This window comes from Limnohabitans sp. (assembly GCF_044373035.1).
GTDB lineage: Bacteria > Pseudomonadota > Gammaproteobacteria > Burkholderiales > Burkholderiaceae_C > Limnohabitans_A.
Map to the genome: position 1 here is coordinate 1 of NZ_JBILQU010000027.1, position 22,814 is coordinate 22,814.

Annotated in this window: 14 protein-coding genes and 1 pseudogene; 7 read left to right on the forward strand and 8 right to left on the reverse strand. The window is 61.4% G+C overall.

Going from position 1 to position 22,814, the window contains the following annotated elements:
* A pseudogene (locus tag ACIQ47_RS06180) lies at window positions 1-230 on the reverse strand (alpha/beta hydrolase); the annotation flags it as partial.
* Window positions 231-437: 207 nt separating this feature from the next.
* Between ACIQ47_RS06180 and ACIQ47_RS06185 the strand changes: the two are divergent.
* A complete protein-coding gene (locus ACIQ47_RS06185) occupies window positions 438-3,128 on the forward strand; it encodes a circularly permuted type 2 ATP-grasp protein (protein ID WP_396437314.1) in 2,691 nt (896 codons plus the stop codon).
* Between the two features lie 15 nt (window positions 3,129-3,143).
* The gene (locus tag ACIQ47_RS06190; protein ID WP_396437315.1) at window positions 3,144-4,043 is read left to right on the forward strand and encodes a transglutaminase domain-containing protein; all 900 of its coding nucleotides are present in this window, start codon (window positions 3,144-3,146) and stop codon (window positions 4,041-4,043) included.
* A 28-nt stretch (window positions 4,044-4,071) separates the two neighbouring features.
* On the opposite strand, the gene ACIQ47_RS06195 is transcribed toward ACIQ47_RS06190, so the two are convergent.
* Together ACIQ47_RS06195 and ACIQ47_RS06200 are read right to left on the reverse strand one after the other, a co-directional pair.
* Window positions 4,072-5,049, reverse strand: a complete 978-nt coding sequence (locus tag ACIQ47_RS06195) for an alpha-E domain-containing protein (protein WP_396437316.1) — start codon at window positions 5,047-5,049, stop codon at window positions 4,072-4,074.
* Window positions 5,050-5,059: 10 nt separating this feature from the next.
* Window positions 5,060-6,511 carry a circularly permuted type 2 ATP-grasp protein gene (locus ACIQ47_RS06200; RefSeq protein ID WP_396437317.1) on the reverse strand — a complete coding sequence of 484 codons (1,452 nt, stop codon included), beginning with the start codon at window positions 6,509-6,511 and terminating at the stop codon, window positions 5,060-5,062.
* A 304-nt stretch (window positions 6,512-6,815) separates the two neighbouring features.
* On the opposite strand from ACIQ47_RS06200, the gene ACIQ47_RS06205 reads away from it, so the two are divergent.
* On the forward strand, window positions 6,816-10,292 hold the full coding sequence (locus tag ACIQ47_RS06205; protein WP_396437318.1) for a DUF2126 domain-containing protein: 3,477 nt from the start codon (window positions 6,816-6,818) through the stop codon (window positions 10,290-10,292).
* Window positions 10,293-10,466: 174 nt separating this feature from the next.
* Here the strand turns inward: ACIQ47_RS06205 and ACIQ47_RS06210 are convergent, their stop codons facing one another.
* Complete coding sequence (locus ACIQ47_RS06210; protein ID WP_396437319.1) at window positions 10,467-11,294, reverse strand: peptidase; 828 nt, start codon at window positions 11,292-11,294, stop codon at window positions 10,467-10,469.
* 11 nt (window positions 11,295-11,305) lie between these two features.
* Window positions 11,306-13,975, reverse strand: a complete 2,670-nt coding sequence (gene mutS, locus ACIQ47_RS06215; protein ID WP_396437320.1) for a DNA mismatch repair protein MutS — start codon at window positions 13,973-13,975, stop codon at window positions 11,306-11,308.
* 272 nt (window positions 13,976-14,247) lie between these two features.
* On the opposite strand from mutS, the gene ACIQ47_RS06220 reads away from it, so the two are divergent.
* Window positions 14,248-15,579 (forward strand): hemolysin family protein, encoded by a 1,332-nt coding sequence (locus ACIQ47_RS06220; RefSeq protein ID WP_396437321.1) that lies wholly within the window; start codon window positions 14,248-14,250, stop codon window positions 15,577-15,579.
* Window positions 15,580-15,647: 68 nt separating this feature from the next.
* On the opposite strand, the gene ACIQ47_RS06225 is transcribed toward ACIQ47_RS06220, so the two are convergent.
* Complete coding sequence (locus tag ACIQ47_RS06225; RefSeq protein ID WP_296292580.1) at window positions 15,648-16,613, reverse strand: inositol monophosphatase family protein; 966 nt, start codon at window positions 16,611-16,613, stop codon at window positions 15,648-15,650.
* 149 nt (window positions 16,614-16,762) lie between these two features.
* Here ACIQ47_RS06225 and ACIQ47_RS06230 point away from each other — a divergent pair, with 149 nt between their 5' ends.
* Complete coding sequence (locus ACIQ47_RS06230) at window positions 16,763-17,506, forward strand: RNA methyltransferase (RefSeq protein WP_396437322.1); 744 nt, start codon at window positions 16,763-16,765, stop codon at window positions 17,504-17,506.
* Between the two features lie 11 nt (window positions 17,507-17,517).
* On the forward strand, window positions 17,518-18,285 hold the full coding sequence (gene cysE / locus ACIQ47_RS06235) for a serine O-acetyltransferase (RefSeq protein ID WP_296292578.1): 768 nt from the start codon (window positions 17,518-17,520) through the stop codon (window positions 18,283-18,285).
* A 3-nt stretch (window positions 18,286-18,288) separates the two neighbouring features.
* Here the strand turns inward: cysE and dnaG are convergent, their stop codons facing one another.
* Window positions 18,289-20,349: a DNA primase gene (gene dnaG, locus ACIQ47_RS06240; protein WP_396437323.1), complete on the reverse strand. Its 2,061-nt coding sequence runs from the start codon at window positions 20,347-20,349 to the stop codon at window positions 18,289-18,291.
* A gap of 138 nt (window positions 20,350-20,487) precedes the next feature.
* Between dnaG and ACIQ47_RS06245 the strand changes: the two genes are divergently transcribed.
* On the forward strand, window positions 20,488-22,146 hold the full coding sequence (locus ACIQ47_RS06245) for an acyl-CoA synthetase (protein WP_396437324.1): 1,659 nt from the start codon (window positions 20,488-20,490) through the stop codon (window positions 22,144-22,146).
* A 46-nt stretch (window positions 22,147-22,192) separates the two neighbouring features.
* Here ACIQ47_RS06245 and ACIQ47_RS06250 read toward each other — a convergent pair whose 3' ends face one another.
* Window positions 22,193-22,741, reverse strand: coding sequence for an NUDIX hydrolase (locus tag ACIQ47_RS06250; RefSeq protein ID WP_396437325.1), 549 nt, complete (start codon window positions 22,739-22,741; stop codon window positions 22,193-22,195).
* Between the last annotated feature and the right edge of the window lie 73 nt (window positions 22,742-22,814).

The window sequence follows — 22,814 nt, forward strand, 5'->3', positions numbered from 1 at the left end:
GAATGGCCGACCAAAAAGGCGGGGCCGTCCAAGCCTTGCTGGTCACGCGCGAAGTCGGCCAGTTGCTGCACCAAGTGGGGCCAGTTGTTGGTGACGGGGTACTTGGGGTCATGACCGAATTTTTCGATGGCATCGACCTGAAAGTCGCGCTGGCGCAGGTTATCGAACAGGACGCGGTAAGTGCTGGCCGGAAAGCTGTTGCCGTGCGAAAAAATGATCCGAGATTTCATGCTTGAACAGATACGAAACTCAGCAAGGGCTTGGTTGAAGCTTGTCCCTGCGGACGAGTTCTTGATGGGTTTCATCATGGCCGAGCGTGTGGGAAGTCGCTCGCAAGGTGCAGGCCGATTGCCAAGTCATACATTGTGGTCTTGACGAAGGCGTCATGTGCATCTTAAACCACGTGAGAAAAGTCAAAATCCAGCGACAATAGTTTGATGAATGACTCCTCGCCCCTGCAAGACAGTGTCCCTGAATGCGAAGCCTTCAAATGGCTGGCGCTTGCGCAAGAGTGCGCGCCAGCCGGGCACTGGGATGAATTGCGGGGCGAAGTCACGCGATCGGCTGATGTTCAGCCCGTGGTCGCCCCAGCCAAAAATGACAGCCCAATCAGCGCGCCGTGGCAAACCTTCGTAGAGTCCCTGGCCTCGGATACCGCTGGCCTGTTGCCAGACCTGAACGCGCGCATGGCCAACTTGCAGCGGCAAGTACGCGACAACGGGATCACTTACAACGTGTACAGCGCAGCCGACCAGCCTCAGCGGCCTTGGTCGCTAGACCTGTTCCCACTCATGCTGGGCCACAAGGACTGGCAGCAAATCGAAACGGGCGTGTTGCAGCGCATGCAACTGCTCGAACGCGTGATGGCCGACGCTTATGGGCCGCAGAAGCTCTTACTCAGCGGCCAGTTGCCTGCAGCGCTGGTGCAAGGCCATCCGGCGTACCTGCCTGCCATGCAAGGCGCGTCACCTGTGGGCGGCCGCTTTTTGTCTTTGGCTGCATTTGACTTGGCACGCGGGCCTGAGGGTTGCTGGTGGCTGCTGTCTCAACGCACACAAGCGCCTTCGGGTCTGGGTTATTTGCTCGAAAATCGGCAAATTGTTTCGCGCTTGTTCCCGCAAGCCTTCGACGCTTTTGCGGTGCAACGCCTGGCCGAAACATACCGCATGTTGATCGACGGCATCAAGGCCCGTAGCCCTGCTGGCGCTTCGGCTCACATCGCACTGCTCACACCCGGACCTTACAACGAAACCTATTTCGAGCACGCCTATCTGGCGCGGTATTTGGGTTTGAGCCTGGTGCAAGGCAATGACCTGACCGTACGCGATGAAAAGCTTTATCTGAAAACCTTGCAGGGCTTGCAGCCTGTGCATGGTTTGCTCAAGCGGGTGGACGACGATTGGCTGGACCCTCTGGAAATGCGTGCCGACTCCACGCTGGGTGTTCCTGGCTTGCTGCAAGCTGTGCGCAGCGGCAACGTGTTGGTGGCCAACACCCCGGGCTCGGGCTTTCTGGAGTCGAACGCGCTGCTGGGTTTCATGCCTGCACTGGCGCGAGATCTGTTGGGCGAAGAACTGCAATTGCCCGCCATACCGAGTTGGTGGTGTGGCGAGGCCGCTGCGCTGCAAGACGTGTTGCCACGCATCCGCAGCTGCGTGATCAAACCCACCTACCCCTACAACACCGACCGCCAAAACTTTGAACCGGTTCAGGGCCATTCACTCTCGATCCGCGAACAGGACGAGTGGGTGAGCCGTATCTTGCGGGACCCGGATGCCCACACACTGCAATCGTGGCTGCCGTTGTCGCACCAAGCTGCATGGCAGACCGGTGCCGATGGCGCGCCCTGCATTCAGTCAAGGCCCGTGGTGCTGCGCGTGTTTGCAGTGACCAACGCCCAAGGCCATTGGCAGGTTTTGCCTGGCGGTCTGGCGCGCTTGGGCACCCGCGAAGGCATCGCCTCCATGCAGCGCGGTGGCAGCAGCGCCGACGTGTGGGTGCAGAGCCCAACATCAGATGCACCGCAAGCACAGTCAAAGCCACAGTCAAACAGCCCATTGCCCGCATCGACCCATACTGCCGCCAGGCCACGATCGGAGCCCATTTCTGATGCCATAGCCCTGCAGCGTCAACGCCTGGTCACCAGCCGAGCAGCCGAAAACCTGTTCTGGATGGGGCGATACACCGAGCGGACCGAAAACACCCTGCGCCTGGTGCGCATGAGTTTGGAAACGCTGGGCAGCGAAAACCAGAACCGGCCTGGCTTGCTCCGGTTCATCACCCGTATGGCCACACGCCACGGACTGGTGCGGGCAGGCGTACCCCCCGCATCGCAAGCGCATCGGGTGTTTGAGCGCTCTTTGGTGGCTGGTTTGTGGGACAAAGAACTGGCCACCAGCGTGGGTTTCAACCTGCGCGCTGTGCGACTTGCTGCCGCTTCGGTGCGCGAACGCCTGTCGCCCGAGCATTGGCGTTTGCTTGAACAAGCCGAGTCACGTTTCTTCAGCCCAGAGCACCAAAGTTCGGCATCCGACACCTTGGCTGTGCAGCGCCTTTTGGCCGACACCAGCCAGATGTTGGCCGCACTGACCGGTGCCCAAACCGACCGCATGAGCCGAGATGACGGCTGGAGGTTGCTCTCGATCGGTCGTCACATCGAGCGCCTGGAATTCCTGTCCAGCGCCCTCTCCGAAGCAGTGCAGTTGGGGCTGATCGGCGAACAATCCGGGTTTGACGCCGTGCTCGACCTGTTTGACAGCACCATCAGCTTCCATGCGCAGTACCAGCAAAGCCGCACGCCCCAGGCATTGATCGATTTGCTGGTGATCCACACCGACAATCCACGCTCACTGGGCTGGGTAGCGCACACCTTGCGCGCGCGCCTTACCCGCATGGGCCACCTGGCCGATGGTGCTACGACCCCTATGGCTGAGCTGGTGCCACAGCTGATTGAGATGACGCCTGAGACGTTGTGGCCCCGGGCAAGTGACCCGTCACAACCCGGTAACGAGTTGCCTTTGCGTGCCGTACTGGCGCATTGTCAAACCGCTGCCCGAGATATTTCAGAACAGCTGTGTGGCCTGTTTTTCACCCACAGCGGTGAAGCCCGCTACAGCATTGGCGCCTGACCCGCCTCCTCCACCATGCGCCTGACCATCACCCACGAAACCCGCTACCGATACAGCCCACCCGTGCAAACGGCGCAGCATGTGTCACACCTGCAACCTGCCAACACACCCTGCCAAAAAGTGATCAACCATTGGATGAAGGTGGAGCCTGCGGCCAGCGTGCAGCACAACATCGATGCTTTTTTGAACCACCGTGCTTATTGGGCCTTGACAAATCCTCATGAAGGTTTGCTGGTGCAGGCGCACAGCGAAGTCGACACCAGCGCCGTGCCAGCGGCCAGTGCCAGCCAAAGCTGGGAATCGGTACGTGAGCTTTTTCGCTACCGGGGCAGTCGGCCCGGCCATGTGCACAGCGGCTTTGTGTTTGGCTCGCACCATGCGCCTGTGCATGAGGCATTTTTGACCTACGCGCAAAGCAGTTTTACGCCCGGTCGTTCCCTGATGCAAGCAGCGCAAGAATTGACAAAGCGCATGCATCGCGACTTGCGCTACGAAACAGCCAGCACCGACATCAACACCCCAGCGCTTGCAGCCTTGCAAGACAAACGCGGCGTTTGCCAAGACTTTGCTCATATTTTGGTGGCCTGTTTGCGCTCGCTGGGTTTGCCCGCTCGCTATGTGAGCGGCTATCTGCTGACCCAACCCCCTCCGGGCCAACCCCGGTTGGTGGGCAGCGATGCCTCGCATGCCTGGGCATCGGTCTACCTGCCCCAGTTGGCCGGCCACCCCTGCCAAGGCTGGCTGGATTTGGACCCAACCAACGACCGCACTGGCCTGGCCAGTCCTGGTGAGGACTACGTGCGACTGGCCGTGGGCCGAGATTTTGCCGACGTCTCGCCGCTGCGGGGAGTTTTGCAAGGTGGCGGGGCCCACACGCTTGAAGTGGCCGTGACGGTCGCGCCCCTGGATTCCTGAGCCCGTGTGACTTGCTGGCTTGTCAGATTCAAGCTGCATGTGGCATCAAGAATTCCCGGCTGATGCGACCACCCAGAACATTCACTCGCTCCAGGAACTGGGTCAGGTAGGCGTGCAGGCCAGTGGCCAGGATTTCGTCGATGCGGCCAAAGGCCAACTCTGAGCGCAAACGCCCGGCATGGCGCAGCGTGTCGCTGTTGGCATCGTGTGAGACCAGCTTCAAATTCGACACCACCTCGTTCAAACTGGCATGCAGTGAGCGTGGCATGTCAGGGCGCAAGATCAGCAGTTCGGCCACACGCTCTGGGCGGATCACATCGCGGTAGACCTTGCGGTAAACCTCAAAGCCGCTGACGCTGCGCAAGATGGCGCTCCAGTGGTAAAAGTCGTATTCCTGCGCGCTTTCGGTCTCAGGGGCACCGTATTGCGGTGCACCAAAAAAGTCGTTTTGCATGGCATGGAACTTCACATCCACCAGCCGTGCAGTGTTGTCGGCCCGCTCCAAAAACGTGCCCATCCGCATGAAATACAGCGACTCGTCCATCAGCATCGTGCCCACCGTGACGCCACGGGACAGGTGCGAGCGGAACTTGACCCATTCAAAAAATTGACCTGGGTCGCGCTCGAATTCGCCGCTTTTGAGCATGCGGTTGACTTCGAGCCAGGTCTGGTTTTGCGTCTCCCAGACTTCGGTGGTCAGCGTGCCACGTACGGCGCGCGCGTTTTCTCGGGCGGCACGCAGGCACGAGATGATGGAGGAAGGGTTGTCCACGTCTTTCACCATGAAGGCCATCACATCGCGGGGGGTGATGTTTTTATACCGCGCAGTGTAAGCAGGCAGCAACTCGCTGATCGACAAAATACCCTCCCATCCGGCCTCCACGGCAGCTGCCGATTGGGGCAAAAGAGAGGTTTCGTAGCTCACATTGAGCATGCGGGCTGTGTTCTCAGCCCGCTCCATGTAGCGGGACATCCAGAAGAGGTGATCAGCGGTTCTAGAAAGCATGTTTTTTTCCTCAGTCCTGCAATATCCAAGTGTCTTTGGTGCCGCCACCTTGGGATGAGTTCACCACCAAAGAATCCTCTTTGAGTGCCACGCGGGTCAACCCGCCGGGCACCATCTGCACCGTGCGACCACTGAGCACAAAGGGGCGCAGATCGATGTGGCGCGGCGCGATGCCGCTGTCGACATAGGTCGGGCATGTGGACAAACTGAGCGTGGGTTGTGCAATATAGCCTTCTGGGTTGGCCAGCAGCGATTCTCGAAAGCGTTCAATCTCTTTTTGGGTCGATGCCGGTCCGACCAGCATGCCGTAGCCGCCTGCGCCATGCACTTCCTTGACCACCAAGTCTTTCAGGTGGTCCAGGGTGTACTGCAGGTCGTCGGGCTTGCGGCACTGATAAGTGGGCACGTTTTTGAGGATGGGTTCTTCGCCCAGGTAAAACTTGACCATGTCGGGCACATAGGGGTAGATCGATTTGTCGTCGGCCACGCCTGTGCCCACCGCGTTGCAGATCGCCACATGCCCGGCTTTGTAAGCGTCCATCAGGCCTGCGCAGCCCAAGGTGGAGGTGGAACGAAACGCGTTGGGGTCCAAAAAGTCGTCGTCCACACGGCGGTAGATCACGTCCACACGCTTGGGGCCGCGCGTGGTGCGCATGTACACAAACTTGTCTTTGACGAACAGGTCTTGCCCCTCGACCAGCTCAACGCCCATTTGCTGGGCCAAAAAGGCGTGCTCGAAATAGGCACTGTTGTACATGCCAGGCGTGAGCACCACCACGGTGGGCTCGGCCGTGGTGGCGGGGCTTGAGGCACGCAGAGTTTCCAGCAGCAGGTCAGGGTAATGTGCGACCGGGGCCACGCGGTGCTGGCTGAACAGTTCGGGGAACAACCGCATCATCATCTTGCGGTCTTCCAGCATGTAGCTCACGCCGCTGGGCACCCGCAGGTTGTCTTCGAGCACGTAGTACACGCCGTTGCCCTGCGCATCGGGCGCACGCACGATGTCGATGCCACTGATGTGCGAATAAATGTTATTGGGCACGTCCACGCCCACCATCTCGGGGCGGAACTGGGCATTGCGCTCAATCTGTTCTCGGGGCACGATGCCCGCCTTGAGGATGTCTTGTTCGTGGTAAACGTCGTGGATGAAGCGGTTGAGGGCGGTGACACGTTGTACCAGACCCGCCTCCATGCTTGTCCACTCTTTGGCGTCGACCACGCGGGGGATCAGATCAAACGGAATCAGGCGCTCGGTACCTGAGCCGTCTTCGTCCTTGTCGCCATAAACAGCAAAAGTGATGCCAACACGGCGAAAAATCATCTCGGCTTCATCGCGGCGCGAGGCCATGGCCTGCGGGTCTTGGGCATTCAACCAGCGGGCATAGGCCTTGTAGTGGTTGCGAACATCTCCCGCATCGCCTCCGGTTGGCAGACGGCTGTACATTTCGTCGAATTGGCGCATGACTTTTCACTCCTCTTAAAAATTTAGCAAGATGTATACCCACACCTGCAGAGCCGAATGAAGACCCTCGCAGAGGTGTCCAGCCAATTCGGCCAGCAATGCGTGCGGTGCCCAGATTGTCAACATCCCGAATCGGGATTGCCATGCACCCTGATGGTGCTGTATTGCAGTTGGCACCAAATAAGTGCAGCCCTCGGCTGTGCGGCACCCAGGTCGAGTCGCGATTCTTGGCGCGTGTCTTGCTTGTTTTACCTGCCCAAGCTGCATTTGTCATGCGTGTAGCCCCTGTTGCGCTGAACGAGATATGTCGATACATGTTGCCCTGCACCACGTCACCCACTACACCTATGACCGTCCGGTGCAACTCGGCCCTCAGGTGATCCGCCTGCGTCCAGCGCCGCACAGCCGCAGCCGCATCCTGAGTTACAGCCTCCAGGTCGAGCCGGCAGAGCACTTCATCAACTGGCAGCAAGACGCTTTTGCCAATTACCAAGCGCGGCTGGTCTTTCCCAAGAAGACCAGAACCTTCAAGGTCACCGTGGACGTGGTCACCGAGATGGCGGTGTTCAACCCGTTCGACTTCTTTCTGGAGCCTTCGGCCGAGGAGGTGCCCTTCAATTACTCGGCTACCGTGCGGGAAGAGTTGCGGTCTTATCTTGACAAAGACCACAAGACCCCTTTGTTCAAACAATATCTGGCCAGCATGGACCGCACGCGCCAGCGCACCATCGATTTTCTGGTGCAAGTCAACCAGCGTTTGCACCAGGACATCCGCTACACCATCCGCCTGGAACCCGGCGTGCAAACGCCAGAAGAAACACTCACACTCCAAAGCGGCTCCTGCCGCGACTCGGCCTGGCTTTTGGTGCAACTGTTTCGCCACATGAACATCGCGGCCCGCTTTGTTTCGGGCTACCTGATCCAACTGGCCCCCGATGTGAAATCGCTCGATGGTCCGAGCGGTACCGAAGTCGACTTCACCGACCTGCACGCCTGGTGCGAGGTGTACCTGCCCGGCGCAGGCTGGGTCGGGCTGGACCCAACATCTGGCCTGCTGGCCGGCGAGGGCCACATCCCGCTGGCCTGCACCCCGCAGCCGTCTGCCGCCGCCCCCATTGAAGGCCTGATGGACGAAGCCGAGGTTGAGTTCCACCACGAGATGAGCGTGACGCGCATCCACGAATCGCCGCGCGTGACCAAGCCCTACAGCGACGCGCAATGGGCCGATGTGCTGCAACTGGGTGAACAGGTGGACGCACAACTGTTTGAACAAGACGTGCGCCTGACCATGGGCGGCGAGCCCACTTTTGTGTCCACCCAAGACCGCGACGGGGCCGAGTGGAACACCGACGCCCTGGGCCCGACCAAGCGGGGCCTGGCCACCGAACTGGTGCACAAGCTGCGCCAGCAATACGGGCAAGGGGGCTTTTTGCACTTTGGCCAAGGCAAGTGGTACCCCGGCGAGCAATTGCCGCGCTGGGCACTCAGCATTTACTGGCGCGCGGACGGCTTGCCCTGCTGGCAAGACACATCCCTGCTTGCCGACGAATGCGCTCCGAGCCATCACACGAGCGCCGATGCCAAGCGTTTCATGCTGGGCCTCACGCAAGAGCTGGGCTTGCCCAGCGACACGGTGCTGCCTGGCTACGAGGACACCTGGTACTACCTCTGGCGCGAACGGCGATTGCCGGTGAACGTGGACCCGTTTGATGCCAAGTTGGATGACGAGATGGAGCGCATCCGCCTGCGCCGTGTTTTCAGCCAAGGTCTGGACCAAGCGGTGGGCTATGTGCTGCCGATTCAACCGTTGGAAACCGCCGTGCCCGACTTGAGCGGTCCGCAGTGGCAAACCGGCCGCTGGTTTTTGCGCGACGAACGCCTGTACCTGATGCCCGGTGATTCCAGCATGGGCTGGCGTCTGCCGCTGGACTCGCTGCCCTGGGCCGCGCCCACCGACCGCTGGCACCTGATGGAGCAGGACCCCTTCTCACCACATCTCTCGCCGCGCATGGCTTTGCCCACAGCTCCCCAGGTCGCTGTGCAGCCAAGGCACATCACGGCAAGCCCTGCCGCCAGTGCAACCGCCGCGCAAGCCGTACCTGTTAAGTTCCAGTCCGATCCGTCAGTAGTGCGCACCGCCCTTTGCGTGGAAGTGCGCGACCCGAACCGCGCCAACGGACCCAGGGCCGAAGCCAAAGTCCTGGCCAAGGGCGAAAAGTCTGGAGTGCAATCCGGCGTGCTCTATGTTTTCATGCCGCCGCTGGCGCGGCTCGAAGACTACCTGGCACTGGTCAGGGCCGTGGAAGCCACGGCGCTCAGGTTGGACATGAAAATCGTCATGGAAGGCTACCCGCCACCACGCGATCCGCGCCTCAAACTGCTGCAAGTCACTCCCGACCCTGGGGTGATCGAGGTCAACATCCACCCCGCCCACAACTGGACCGAGCTGGTGGCGAACACCGAATTTTTGTACCAAGCCGCGTTTGAAACACGCCTGTCGGCCGAAAAGTTCATGACCGACGGCCGCCACACCGGCACCGGCGGCGGCAACCACATGGTGTTGGGCGGGGCGACGCCTGCCGACAGCCCTTTTTTGCGCCGCCCCGAGTTGCTGGCCAGCCTCATTCTTTACTGGCACAACCACCCGAGCCTGAGCTATCTGTTCAGCGGCCTGTTCATCGGCCCGACCAGCCAAGCGCCGCGTGTGGACGAGGCACGCAACGACCAGGTCTATGAGTTGGAAATCGCCCTGCGCGAGATCATGCGCAACCGCCAAAAATACGGGGGGCGCACAGAACCACACGAAGCGGGTGAACGTGGGGGCCTCGATCCTTACATGGCCCCTTGGGTGGTTGACCGCACGCTGCGCAACATCCTGGTGGACGTGACTGGCAACACGCACCGCAGCGAGTTTTGCATCGACAAGATGTATTCCCCAGACAGCAGCACCGGGCGCTTGGGCCTGTTGGAGCTGAGGGCTTTTGAAATGCCGCCCCATGCTCGGATGAGCATCGTGCAGCAACTGCTGCTGCGCGCGCTGGTCGCCCGCTTTTGGGACGCAGCCTATTCAGCGCCTGTGACCCGCTGGGGCACCGAGCTGCACGACCGTTTCATGTTGCCCTACTGGATCCGCAAGGACTTTGATGACGTGCTGACCGAGTTGGGCGATGCGGGCTTTCACTTTGACCCCAGCTGGTTTGCGCCGCATTTTGAGTTCCGCTTCCCGCTGGTCGGGCAGTTCGAGGTGGATGGTGCGGTACTCACCCTGCGCAACGCCCTGGAGCCTTGGCACGTGATGGGCGAACAAAGCAGTGCGGGCGGCACCGCCCGCTATGTGGACTCGTCCCTCGAGCGCATCGAAGTCCATGTGACGGGCATGAACCCGGCGCGCCACTGCGTCACGGTCAACAGCCACCCCCTGCCCCTGCAGCCTACTGGCGTGGTGGGCGAGTACGTGGCCAGCGTGCGCTACAAGGCCTGGAACCCGCCCTCGTCGCTGCACCCGAGCATTGGCGTGCACGCGCCGCTGACGGTGGACCTGGTGGACACCTGGATGAAGCGCTCGATGGGCGGCTGCCAGTACCACGTCGTTCACCCCGGCGGCCGCAATTACGACACTTTCCCGGTCAATGCCTACGAGGCTGAAAGCCGGCGACTGGCGCGCTTTTTCCGCATGGGGCATACCCCGGGTACGATGCGACAATTGGCGGACCTGAGGCCCAATGCCTCACTTCACGCCAGCCCCGAGTTCCCCTATACCCTGGACTTACGGCGGTTTTGAATGTGCCTCTGTTCGCAGTGTCGGCTGGGTCGGGACACTTGCAAAGACGACTTGGCGCATTCGCAGTACAGACAGGCGACTGGGGTTTGCGGGAGACCGCCCCTGCGGCCGAATGACTGTCGAGGTCTGCATGCATTCACGTCATGGGTGCTGCCCTTCTTTTACAGCGCTGGTTCAAATCAGTTTTTCTTCTGGCGTTGTGATTTTCTTGAGCAAGGCGTTGCGCTGGGCGGGCACCATGAGTGGGACAGCGGTTGCGCCGCCGTGCCACATCGGGTCTTCGATGCTGTCGAACATCTGGCGCAGCTTGTCGCCCCAGCTGGAGCGCAGCATCTGAAAGTAAGGGTTGTGCTCGTCGATGCACATGATGCGGTCGGTGTGCAAGCTGCCCGCTTGGTACACCACCATGTCCAGCGGCAAGCCCACCGACAGGTTGGATTTGAGGGTGGAGTCCATCGACACCAGGGCGCATTTGGCCGCTTCGTCCAGCGGGGTGTGGGGGGTGATCACGCGGTCGAGCACCGGCTTGCCGTATTTGGATTCGCCAATCTGGAAGTAGGGCGTTTCGTCTGTCGCTTCGATGAAGTTGCCGGGCGAATAGACCTGGAACAGGCGCATGCCTTCGCCGCCGATCTGCCCGCCAAAAATCATGGACACGTTGAACTCCACACCCGAGGCGCGCAGCGCAGCTGCATCGCGCTCGTACACGCGGCGCACCGCCGCGCCCAGCACGCGGGTGGCGTCGAACATGCTTTTGGCGTTCCAGATGGTCAAGGGCTCGTCTTGGCCGGGTTCGACCAGTTTTTCGATCTGCAGCACTTCGCGCACCGACTGCGAAATGCTCAGGTTGCCCGCCGACAACAAGGTCATGAAGCGGTCGCCTGCTTTTTCATAGACGATCATTTTGCGGAAGGTGCTGATCTGGTCCAGACCCGCGTTGGTGCGGGAGTCGGATAAAAAAACCAGTCCGGCGCGGGTTTTGACGGCAACGCAATAAGTCATGAGTCAGCTCTTCAGTTTTTGGGCAGCAGGCGCTGCAAGGCATAAAGGGCATCGAGTGCCTCGCGGGGGCTCAATGCATCGGGGTTGATTTGGGCCAGCGCCACTTCGATGGGGCTGGGGCCAGTGGTTTCGGCCTCGGGCGGGGCGGCAAACAGGTCTACCTGTTGTCGGCTTTCGCTGGCACCGGCTTCCAGGGCGCTCAGCGCATGGCGGGCGTGGTTGAGCACGGCGGCAGGCATGCCTGCCAATCGCGCCACCTGCACGCCATAGCTCTTGCTGGCGGGGCCGGGTTGCAACTCGTGCAAAAACACAATCGACGCGCCGGACTCTGCCGCGCTCACGTGCATGTTGACGGCGGCGGTGTGCGTGGCCGGGAATTCGGTGAGTTCGAAATAGTGCGTGGCAAACAACGCAAAGGCCTGCGTTTTGTTGTGCAGGTGCGTGGCGATGCCGCTGGCCAGGGCCAGGCCGTCAAAGGTGGAGGTGCCGCGCCCGATCTCGTCCATCAACACCAAGCTGTGCGGCGTGGCGCTGTGCAAGATTTGCGCGGCTTCGGTCATCTCCAGCATGAAGGTCGATTGGGCGTTGGCCAGGTCGTCGGCTGCACCGATCCGGGTGTGGATGGCGTCAATCGGTCCGAGTCGGCAGCGGCTGGCGGGCACGTGGCTGCCGATGCTGGCCAAAAGCACGATCAGTGCCACCTGGCGCATGTAGGTCGATTTACCGCCCATGTTGGGGCCGGTGATGATCTGCAAACGCTGTTTGGGGCCGAGCACCGTGTCGTTGGCAATGAAGCTGGCCCCCGACATTTGGGCCAAGCGCGCCTCGACCACCGGGTGGCGGCCCTGGCGAATCTCGATGCAAGGCTCATGGGTGAATTCGGGCGTGCACCAATTCAGGGTGAGCGAGCGCTCGGTCAGTGCGCACAGCGCGTCCAGGCTGGCCATGGCTTGCGCCAATTCGGTGAGCGCGGGGACAAAGGGCTGCAATTGGTCGAGCAGGCCTTCATACAGCCATTTCTCTCGGGCCAGCGCCCTTTCTTGCGCCGACAAAGCTTTGTCTTCAAAGGTTTTGAGCTCGGGCGTGATGAAGCGCTCGGCGTTTTTCAGGGTCTGGCGGCGGCGGTAGTCGCCCGGCACTTTGTCGAGTTGGCCTTGCGTGACCTCGATGTAAAAGCCGTGCACCTTGTTGAACTGCACCCGCAGGTTGGCGATGCTGGTGCGCTCTTTTTCGCGGGTTTCCAGGTCGAGCAAAAACGCATCGCAGTTGGTCTGGATGCCGCGCAACTCGTCCAGTTCGGCGTCCAGGCCGTCGGCGATGATGCCGCCATCGCGCACCAGGGCGGCGGGCTCTTCGAGCAGGGCCATTTGCAGCAATTCGGTGCAATGCGTGGGCGGGGTCAGCCAGCGGGCCATGCCCGCCAGCAAACTCCCGGGCCCGGGGTTCAGGGTCTGCAATTGGGTCGACAGCGCCGCGGCACGCGCCAGTGCGTGGCGCAGGGCCACCAGCTCGCGCGGGCGCACCTGGCGCAACGCGGTGCGGGCGGTGATGCGCTCCACGTCGCTTGCGCCTTTGAGTTGTTCGCGCAGGCTGCTCCAGGCGCCTCGGCTGCCTTCGCCGCTCTCGCCACGCAACACGGCTTGGGCTTGCAGGCGTTGCCGCGCCACTTGCCGGTCTCGCGGCGGGCTGAGCAGCCAGTTTTTGAGCAGGCGGCTGCCCATGCCGGTCATGCAGGTGTCGAGCAGGGCAAACAGCGTGGGTGAATCGGCAGCGCTTTCGCCGCGCAGGGTTTGCGTCAGCTCCAGGTTGCGGCGTGTGCTGGCGGGCAAGTCAATCAGCGCGTCCGAGCGCTGCACCTGCACCCGTTGCACATGCGGCAGGCTGCGGCCTTGGGTGTGTTCGGCGTACGTCAGCAGCGCAGCGGCGGCGGCATGCGCGTCGGCCAGCGCATCGGCGCTCCAGGCGGCGAGTGACGCGGCTTGCAGTTGTTCGAGCAGCTTGCGCTGACCCAGGCCTGCGTCAAATTGAAAGTCGGGCCGCAGAGCGAACGACCAGCTGCCTCGGCCAACGGTTTTGAGGCCGCGCAGTTTTTGCTCAAACGTGGGCGTCATGCCCGCGCTGGCCAAAAGCTCGCTGGGGCTGATGCGGTCGATCCAGTCGGCCAATTCACCTTGCGCGCATTCGGCCAGGTGCACCACGCCTTGCGTGACGCTGAGCCACGCCAGGCCGCAGCGGTTTTTTGGGGCCTGGTGCACGGCCAGCAAGATGGCTTCGTTTTTGTCGGAGAGCAGCTCGGTGTCGGTCAGTGTGCCGGGGGTGACCACGCGCACCACTTTGCGCTCCACCGGGCCTTTGGACGTGGCCACATCGCCCACTTGTTCGCAAATGGCCACCGACTCGCCCAGCTTGATCAGGCGGGCGAGGTAGGTTTCCATCGAATGAAAAGGCACGCCCGCCATGAGCACGGGCTGCCCGGCCGATTGGCCGCGCCGCGTGAGGGTGATGTCCAACAGTCCTGCGGCTTTTTCGGCGTCGCCAAAAAACAGCTCGTAAAAGTCACCCATGCGGTAGAACACCAACGTCTCTGGGAATTGCGCCTTGATGCCAAGGTACTGGACCATCATGGGCGTGTGGCCAGCGTAGTCAGCGGGGTTGGGGGCGGTAGAGGTGTCGTTTGGCATCAAGGGCGGGGCCGACTCGGCAGGGGTCACCGGGGCAGGGGGCAAGTGTGGGGCTGCGCTGATTTTATTCGGCGCGGGGGCGATGGGTGACCTGAATCCGATGAGCGCAAGTTTTGGACGCCTGCAACGTCTGAAAACCCACGGGCCTTGTTGGCCCTGGCGCTGCTTTTTGACGTGATGAGGGGCAGCGCCAGGCAAGGTCTTTGGGGGCTCATTTGCATTTACCTACAATGTCAGCTTGTTCACTTTCAGGGCTCAGTCGAGCCCGTTGTATGGAAATAGCGATACTTTTTGCCCTCATCTGCCTGAACGGTGTGTTTGCCATGTCCGAGATTGCCTTGGTCACGGCCCGAAAAGCCCGGCTCCAGAAGTTGATTGATGAGGGCGACAGCGGTGCAGCAGCGGCTGTCAAACTGGGCGAAGACCCCACGCGTTTTTTGTCCACCATCCAGATCGGCATCACCTCCATTGGTGTTTTGAACGGCATTGTGGGTGAGGCCGCTTTGGCTGCACCCATGGCCTTGTGGCTGGTGTCTTTGGGGGTGCCCAACGGCTACGCCAGCTTCGCAGCCACCGGCATTGTGGTGTTGACCATCACCTATTTTTCGATTGTGGTGGGCGAGTTGGTGCCCAAGCGCATCGGCCAGTCTTACCCCGAAACCTTTGCCCGCCTGGTCGCGCGGCCCATCAACTTTTTGGCGCTGGCGACCAAGCCCTTCGTGATTTTGCTGTCGGCCTCCACCCGCGCTTTGCTGCGCCTGATGGGGGTGAAGGAGACCAAGGGCACGCCCGTGACCGAGGAAGAAATCCACGCCATGCTGGTGGAGGGCACTTCAGCTGGCGTGATCGAGTCGCACGAGCACACCATGGTGCGCAACGTGTTTCGTTTGGACGACCGCCAGATTGGTTCGCTCATGGTGCCGCGTGCCGACATTGTGTGCTTGGATGTGGACGACTCGTTTGAGGACAACCTGCGCCACATCGAAGAGTCGGACCATGCCCGCTTTCCGGTGGTGCAAGGCGGCATAGAAAACATCCTGGGCGTGATCAACGCCCGCCAGTGGCTCGCGCGTGCTCTCAAAGACAAGTCGCAGTCGCTGCGCGAGCAAGGGCTACAAAGCCCGTTGTATGTGCCCGAAACCATCACCGGTATGGAGTTGCTGGACAACTTCAGGCTGTCCGATGTGCACATGGCGTTTGTGATCGACGAGTACGGCGAGGTGCAGGGCATCATCACGCTCCAAGACCTGATCGAGGCCATCACGGGCGAGTTCCAGCCCCGTGACCCTGAAACCTCTTGGGCGGTGCAGCGCGAGGATGGCAGCTGGCTGCTGGACGGCCACATCCCCGTGCCCGAACTCAAGGACCGCCTGAACCTGGACACCGTGCCCGAAGAAGAGCGCGGCCGTTACCACACGCTCAGCGGCATGATCATGCTGCTGACCGGCACCTTGCCCAGGGTGGCCGACGCGGTGGAGTGGGAAGGCTGGAAGCTGGAGATCGTGGACATGGATGGCCGCGCCATCGACAAGGTGCTGGCCATGCGCCTGCCGCCCGCCGACCCTGAGGGCGAGGCCGAAGGGGTCATGTTGCTGGGCAGCTGATCTGCCTTCAGGCACAAAAAAGCACCCGGCGAGGGTGCTTTTTTTCATGGCATGGGCCTGCGGCCCGCTTAAAACGGCGCGTCCTTGCGCACTTCCTTGGCCTCGCTGCTGTCGTCGCTGCTGGCTGGGGCCGCATCACCTTCGGCGTCGGGGTTGTGCGTGTCGCCTGTGCGTTCGCGGCTCAGGGCGTCCACGGCGGTGCGCACGTTGGCCTTGTCGCCCGCGCTGGCAAATTTGCTGTACTTGCCCAAGATGCTGACCAGTTGGCCATAAATGCGGGGCGCACCGGCCAGGCATTCTTTTTGTTCCAGAAAGTCGGACTCGCCGGTGAAGTTGCCGATCAGACCACCGGCTTCGGTGACCAAGAGCGAGCCCGCAGCCACATCCCAAGGCGACAGACCGGTTTCAAAGAAACCATCGGTAAAGCCTGCAGCCACGTAAGCCAAATCCAGGGCCGCAGCGCCTGGGCGTCGCAGGCCGGCGGTGCGTTGCATCACGTCCCCCATCATGCGCAGGTACTGGTTGAAGTTGTCGCCCTTGCGGAAAGGAAAACCGGTGGAAATGATGCACTCTTCCATCCGGATGCGCTTGCTCACGCGCAGGCGGCGGTCATTCATGAAGGCGCCACGGCCTTTGGTGGCGGTGAACAGGTCGTTGCGGGTGGGGTCGTAAATCACGGCTTGCTCGATCTTGCCGCGCACTTGCAGGGCAATGCTCACGCAGTAAACAGGAAAGCCATGGATGAAGTTGGTCGTGCCGTCCAGCGGGTCGATGATCCAGATGTGGTCAGCCAGCGGGTTGCCGAATTCGCGGCCAGACTCTTCGGCCAGGATGCCGTGGTCTGGGTAGGCGGTCAGCAAGGTCTCGATGATGATTTTTTCGCTGGCGTGGTCAACTTCGGTGACAAAGTCGTTGACCTGCTTTTGCGAGATGCGAACCGCTTCAACGTCGAGCGCGGCACGGTTGATGATGGCGCCAGCGGCGCGCGCAGCCTTGATGGCCACGTTGAGCATGGGGTGGAGATTGGACGACATGAATTGTGTGAAGAACTGAACTGGCCCACGCACGATCGCGGCGGCGAAGGGCGGATTTTCTCACGAAAAGTGGGGGCATTCGCCATTCGGGCGTCCTGAGCCGAGTGTGCCTGCCCATGGCCGGGCTTGGGAGCGTGGACAATCACGGCATGAAAACGCGATTCATTTTGATAGAAACCAGTCATGCGGGCAATGTGGGCGCTGCCGCCCGGGCCCTGAAAGTCATGGGTTTTGACGACTTGGTGCTGGTGGCACCCCGCTGGCCCAATGTGCTGCGCAAAGAAGAAACCATCCAGCGTGCCAGCGGAGCCAACGACGTGCTGGCCAAGGCGCGGGTGGTGAACACACTCGATGAGGCCTTGGAGGGCGTGACCCATTTGTGCGCCACCGCCATGACGCCGCGCGACTTTGGCCCGCCCACCCGTTCGCCCCGTGATCATTTTGCAGAGCTGACGAAGCCCGGTGCGCCCGAGCAGAGCGTGGCGTTTTTGTTTGGCTGCGAGCGCTTTGGCATGAAAAACGAGGATGTTTACCGCTGCCATGTGGCGTTGTCGATCCCCACCCATCCGCAATTTGGCTCGCTCAACCTGGGCTCAGCCATTCAGGTCATTGCCTACGACTGGCGCGTGGCTTTGGGCGGCTTTGCGGTGCAAGACGTGATCGCACCCGCTGACAAAGCCGATGCCCAGCAAGTGGCCGGCATGCTGACCCATTGGGAACAAGCGTTGACCGATATCGGATTTTTGGACCCGGCTGCGCCCAAAAAGCTCATGCCGCGTCTGAACCAGTTGTTCAACCGGGTGGACTTGAGCCCCGAAGAAATCCACATCCTGCGCGGGGTGGCCAAGGCCATGATTCAGACCGCTGAATCCAAAAGCCCAGCCAAGCGCTAGACTTGCAGCCTATGTTTTCTCGCCTTCGCTCCGACATCCAATGCATCCTTGACCGGGACCCCGCCGCCCGCACCGCTTGGGAGGTGCTGACCTGTTACCCGGGCCTGCACGCTTTGGTGCTGCACCGCCGTGCGCACTGGTGCTGGAATCATGGCTTCAAGTGGCTGGGCCGCTTCATCTCGCAGGGGTCTCGTTGGATGACGGGCATCGAAATTCACCCCGGTGCCAAGATCGGTGAACGTGTCTTTTTTGACCATGCCATGGGCGTGGTGGTGGGCGAGACTGCTGAGATTGGTGATGGTTGCACGATTTACCAAGGCGTGACTCTGGGCGGCACCTCGCTTTACAAAGGTGCCAAACGCCACCCCACTCTGGGCAAGGATGTGGTGGTGAGTGCCGGGGCCAAGGTGCTGGGTGGTTTTGAGGTGGGTGATGGGGCCAAGATCGGCAGCAACGCGGTGGTGATCAAGCCAGTGCCTGCCGGGGCCACAGCGGTGGGCATCCCGGCGCGCATCATCCCTTCCAAGGTGGGTGAGAGCGCCGATGTGTCGGGCACCGAGCGCAAATTCAGCGCCTATGGCATCACGCAAGACGATGACCCGGTGAGCCAGGCTTTGCGTGGCTTGATTGACAACGCGGCTGGGCAGGAGCAACAAATTTCAATGATCTGGAAAGCCCTGGAGCTGTTGTGTGCACAGCAACAAGTGCAGATGCCCGAGGGCGGCGCCGTCCGAGAAAGTTTTGAAGCCGAAAAATTCAATCAGCTGGTGGGCAAGTGAGCCTCAAGGCAGGTTGGCCAAATGGGCCGAGGCTTTGAGTTCGCGCCAGCGTTTGTCCAGGCTGCTGTAACGGGCCAGTGCTTCAGGGTCTTGGTCACTTTGGTATTGGGCCAAGGCCTCGTTCTTGAGCTGTTGCAAGTGGTCGATCAGCAGCATGTTCACCAGTCTTCGCAGCTCTTGACGTGCCTCTTGCGGATCGGGTGGGGTGGCGTTTTCGCTGCCCACCACGTTGTTGATCCTGTCCTGGGCCACCCAGCGCTGGGCATCTTCTGCAAAGGGCTGGCCTTGCATGTGCTGGCTCAATGTGGACCAGCCCAGTGCCCCTTGTTCATGGAACACAGATTCGAGCCAGGCAAACAAAGGTCCATGTGGTGCCGGCAGGGCGCACAGCATGGCGTGGTCTTGTCCGGCCAATGACTCCCACAGCGCCATGTTGCCCAGCAGCAGTCGGGCCGCGTGGTCGGCCCGACTGGCGGGCACGGTGCGCGGGCCGGTGTAGACCGGAGGCTGCTCACGTTTGTATTTGCTGTTGCCCAACTTGCTGCCCGGCGTCCAGTTGGGGTTTTTGTTTTTCCAGCTGCTGTTGCCGTTGAACGGCACGAAAGTGTTGCTTCCCGACCAGGCCTGTGGATCGCCGTAGTGCGGCTCGAATTGGGGGTACTCATCATGCCCTGCACTGGCAGCCTGACTGAAGGCCGTGTTCGCCGACTGGGGTTGGGGTGCTGCTGCACTGCGCGCAGCGGGTGCATAGCGCTGCTCACTGGCCGCTTGTTGGCCCCACAGTTTTTCAAGGCCTGCAGTCTCCAGCTGAATCAGTTGCGCCAGCTCCGACAGCAATTGCTGCTTGAGCGCACCGTCGGGCAGCAGCTGCCACAGCGGGCGGGCTTGGCTCGACAGCCGAGCGCGGCCTTCGGCGCTTTGCAGGTCGCAGTCGGCGCTGGCCGCTTCGATCAAAAAGCGCGACAGCGGCATGGCTTGCTTGATCTGCTCGGCAAAAGCTTCTTGGCCAAATTCGCGCACATAGCTGTCGGGGTCGTGCTCGGCAGGCAAAAACAAGAACTTGATGCTGCGCACATCGGTGGCGTAGGGCAAGGCACCGTCGAGCGCTTTGCGGGCGGCGCGGCGGCCTGCGCCGTCGCCGTCAAAGCTGAAGACCACCGAGTCGGTGAAGCGAAACAGTTTTTGCACATGGTCGGGTGTGCAGGCTGTGCCCAGCGTGGCCACCGCATTGGCAAAGCCCAGTTGTGCCAGCGCCACCACGTCCATGTAGCCTTCGGTCACCAGCACGTAGCCCGCGCTGTGCAGGGCTTCGCGGGCTTCGTACAGGCCATACAGCTCGCGGCCTTTGTGGAACACCGGGGTTTCGGGCGAGTTCAAATATTTGGGCGTGCCCGAGCCGATCACCCGACCGCCAAAGCCGATGCATTCGCCTTTGATGTTGCGGATCGGGAACATGATGCGGTCGCGAAAGCGATCGTAGCGCTTGTCGTCTTCTTCGTTCACGATCACCAGGCCCGATTCGGCCAGCAGCGGGTCGTCGTATTTGGGGAAGACGCTGGCCAGCGAGCGCCAGCCTTCGGGCGCGTAGCCCAGACCAAAGCGCTTGGCAATTTGGCCTGAGAGGCCCCTGCCTTTGAGGTAATCGATGGCGTGCGGGGCGATTTTGAGCTGGTCGCGGTAGGCGTCACCGGCTTTTTCGAGCACATCGCTCAGGCTGTCTTGTTTGGCCTTGGCGGCGGCGGCTTTGGCGCGGTCTTCGGGCGACTGTTGCTCTTCGGGCACCACCATGCCGGTTTGCTGGGCCAGGTCTTTCACCGCTTCGATGAAGGTCATGCCCGCGTGCTCCATCAGGAAGCCAATGGCATTGCCGTTTTTGCCGCAGCCAAAGCAGTGGAAAAACTGTTTGGTGGGGCTGACGCTGAAGCTGGGGGATTTCTCGCCATGAAAAGGGCACAGGCCCATGAAGTTGGCACCGCCTTTCTTGAGCTGCACGTACTTGCCCACGATGTCGACCACGTCGACGCGGGACAGCAACTCCTGGATGAAAGACTGGGGGATGGCCATAAGAGGGCTATTTTCGCCGATGTGGGCCAGCGATCGGGCAAGCCGGGTGAAGTGTTTCGGGACAAACCAGCATGGCTTTGCGCGCCAGATCAGGCAAACTGTGCACCATTGGACCCACAGCCGAAATGGAATGCTCCCATGAATAAAACCAAAGTCAGCATCTTTGACCAAGACTTGCCCCAAACCCCCGCCAACCACGCGCCGATCTCACCCCTGAGCTTCATCGAGCGCACGGCCGAGGTCTACCCGACCCGTTTGGCCATCGTGCACGGCGATTTGCGCCAGGATTGGGTCACCACCTACCGCCGCTGCCGCCAATTGGCCAGTGCGCTGGCGCAGGCGGGCATTGGCAAGAACGACACGGTGGCCGTGATGCTGCCCAACACGCCGCCCATGGTCGAGGCGCACTTTGGCATTCCCATGGCGGGGGCTGTCCTCAATGCGATCAACACCCGCCTCGACCCGGAGACTGTGGCCTTCATGCTGGACCACGGCGAGGCCAAGGCGGTGATCGTGGACCCGGAGTTTGCGGGGGTGATGAAAAAAGCGCTGGCGCTGCGCCAGTCCACACGGCCACTGTTGGTGATGGATGTGGAGGACGCGCTGTACACCGGGGCCACCGAGCCGCTGGGTTCGCTCACGTACGAAGCCTTTGTGGCCCGTGGTGATGCGAACTTTGCGTGGAGCCTGCCCGGCGATGAATGGGACGCGATTGCCCTGAACTACACCAGCGGCACCACCGGAAACCCCAAGGGCGTGGTCTACCACCACCGGGGCGCGGCCACCAATGCGATCTCCAACATTCTGGAATGGGACATGCCCAAGCACGCGGCCTATTTGTGGACGCTGCCCATGTTCCATTGCAACGGTTGGTGCTTTCCGTGGACAGTGGCGGCGCGTGCGGGCGTGAACGTGTGCTTGCGCAAGGTCGATGCGCAGGCCATGTTCGACGCCATGCGGGACCAGGGTGTCACGCATTACTGCGGCGCGCCCATCGTGCACGGACTGCTGGTCAACGCCCCGGCCGCCATGAAGGTGGGTGTGCCCGCCGGCATCAAGGCCATGGTGGCAGGCGCTGCGCCACCCGCATCGATGATCGAAGGCATGGAGCAAATGGGCTTTGATTTGACCCATGTGTACGGCCTGACCGAGGTCTATGGCCCCGCCACCGTGTGCCCCAAGCATCCCGAATGGGATGCGCTGGACATTGGCGATCGGGCCCGGCTGAACGCCCGCCAAGGCGTGCGCTATCACTTGCAGCGCGATGTGCGGGTGCTCAACCCTGAAACCATGCAGCCCGTGCCGCAAGACGGCGAAACCATGGGCGAGATCATGTTCAAGGGCAACATCACCATGAAGGGGTACTTGAAAAACCCCAAGGCCACGCAAGAGGCTTTTGCGGGTGGGTGGTTTCACAGCGGCGACCTGGCGGTGCAGTACCCGGACGGTTACTTCAAGATCAAGGACCGCAGCAAAGACATCATCATCTCGGGCGGCGAGAACATTTCATCGATCGAGGTGGAAGACGTGCTTTACCGCCACCCTGCCGTGCTGGCCGCGGCCGTGGTGGCCAAGCCCGATGCGCGCTGGGGCGAGACGCCTTGCGCCTTTGTGGAGCTGAAGGCCGATGCGCAGGTCACGGCCGAGCAGATCGTGGCGCATTGCAAGCAGCACTTGGCGGGCTTCAAGGTGCCGCGTGCGGTGGTGTTTGGCGAATTGCCCAAGACCAGCACGGGCAAGATTCAGAAGTTTGAGCTGCGCAAGCAGGCGGGTTCGGCTGAAGCGATCGACGTTTGAGCGTGAAGCGGGGAGAGGGGCTGGCGGTTGGCGTTGAGCGCTGCGCTCAGGCGATGTCGAAAGCGTGTGTGCCAAAGTGGCCGGCGCGGCGGTCGGCGAAATAGTGCTCCAGCGTTTCCTTGACGGTGCGAAAGGCCAATTCGTCCCATGGGATTTCTTCTTCGGTGAACAGCCGCGCTTCCATGGTTTCGTGGCCGGGGTCAAACACGTCACTGGTCAAGCGGGCGCGGTAATACAGGTGCACTTGGCCTACACGGGCGACGCTCATCACCGTCAGAAGGTCTTCCATGATGAACTGCGCACCCGCCTCTTCGGTGGTCTCCCGCGCAGCACCTTCGGAGGTGGTTTCCCCCAGTTCCATGAAGCCTGCGGGCAAGGTCCATTTGCCTTTGCGCGGTTCGATGTTGCGTTTGCACAGCAGTACCTGGTCGCCCCAATGGGGCACCGTGCCCACCACGTTCAGCGGGTTTTCGTAGTGCACCGTGTGGCAGGCCGTGCAGATGGCGCGCAGCTTGGTGTCGCCGTCATCGGGCAAGCGGTAGGCCACCGCTGCGCCGCATTGACGGCAATGGCGAATGGTGCGGTCATACATCATGGGTGAGATTGAGGGGCGGAGTGATGGGTGTGGTGCAAAGACAGAGTCTAACCAGTTCCCCATGGAAAAAGCC

Coding starts and splice junctions, on each gene's coding strand:
- ACIQ47_RS06185 (WP_396437314.1), top strand. CDS start 438: ATGAATGACTCCTCGCCCCTGCAAGACAGTGTCCCTGAATGCGAAGCC.
- ACIQ47_RS06190 (WP_396437315.1), top strand. CDS start 3,144: ATGCGCCTGACCATCACCCACGAAACCCGCTACCGATACAGCCCACCC.
- ACIQ47_RS06195 (WP_396437316.1), bottom strand. CDS start 5,049: ATGCTTTCTAGAACCGCTGATCACCTCTTCTGGATGTCCCGCTACATG.
- ACIQ47_RS06200 (WP_396437317.1), bottom strand. CDS start 6,511: ATGCGCCAATTCGACGAAATGTACAGCCGTCTGCCAACCGGAGGCGAT.
- ACIQ47_RS06205 (WP_396437318.1), top strand. CDS start 6,816: ATGTCGATACATGTTGCCCTGCACCACGTCACCCACTACACCTATGAC.
- ACIQ47_RS06210 (WP_396437319.1), bottom strand. CDS start 11,294: ATGACTTATTGCGTTGCCGTCAAAACCCGCGCCGGACTGGTTTTTTTA.
- mutS (WP_396437320.1), bottom strand. CDS start 13,975: ATGCCAAACGACACCTCTACCGCCCCCAACCCCGCTGACTACGCTGGC.
- ACIQ47_RS06220 (WP_396437321.1), top strand. CDS start 14,248: ATGGAAATAGCGATACTTTTTGCCCTCATCTGCCTGAACGGTGTGTTT.
- ACIQ47_RS06225 (WP_296292580.1), bottom strand. CDS start 16,613: ATGTCGTCCAATCTCCACCCCATGCTCAACGTGGCCATCAAGGCTGCG.
- ACIQ47_RS06230 (WP_396437322.1), top strand. CDS start 16,763: ATGAAAACGCGATTCATTTTGATAGAAACCAGTCATGCGGGCAATGTG.
- cysE (WP_296292578.1), top strand. CDS start 17,518: ATGTTTTCTCGCCTTCGCTCCGACATCCAATGCATCCTTGACCGGGAC.
- dnaG (WP_396437323.1), bottom strand. CDS start 20,349: ATGGCCATCCCCCAGTCTTTCATCCAGGAGTTGCTGTCCCGCGTCGAC.
- ACIQ47_RS06245 (WP_396437324.1), top strand. CDS start 20,488: ATGAATAAAACCAAAGTCAGCATCTTTGACCAAGACTTGCCCCAAACC.
- ACIQ47_RS06250 (WP_396437325.1), bottom strand. CDS start 22,741: ATGATGTATGACCGCACCATTCGCCATTGCCGTCAATGCGGCGCAGCG.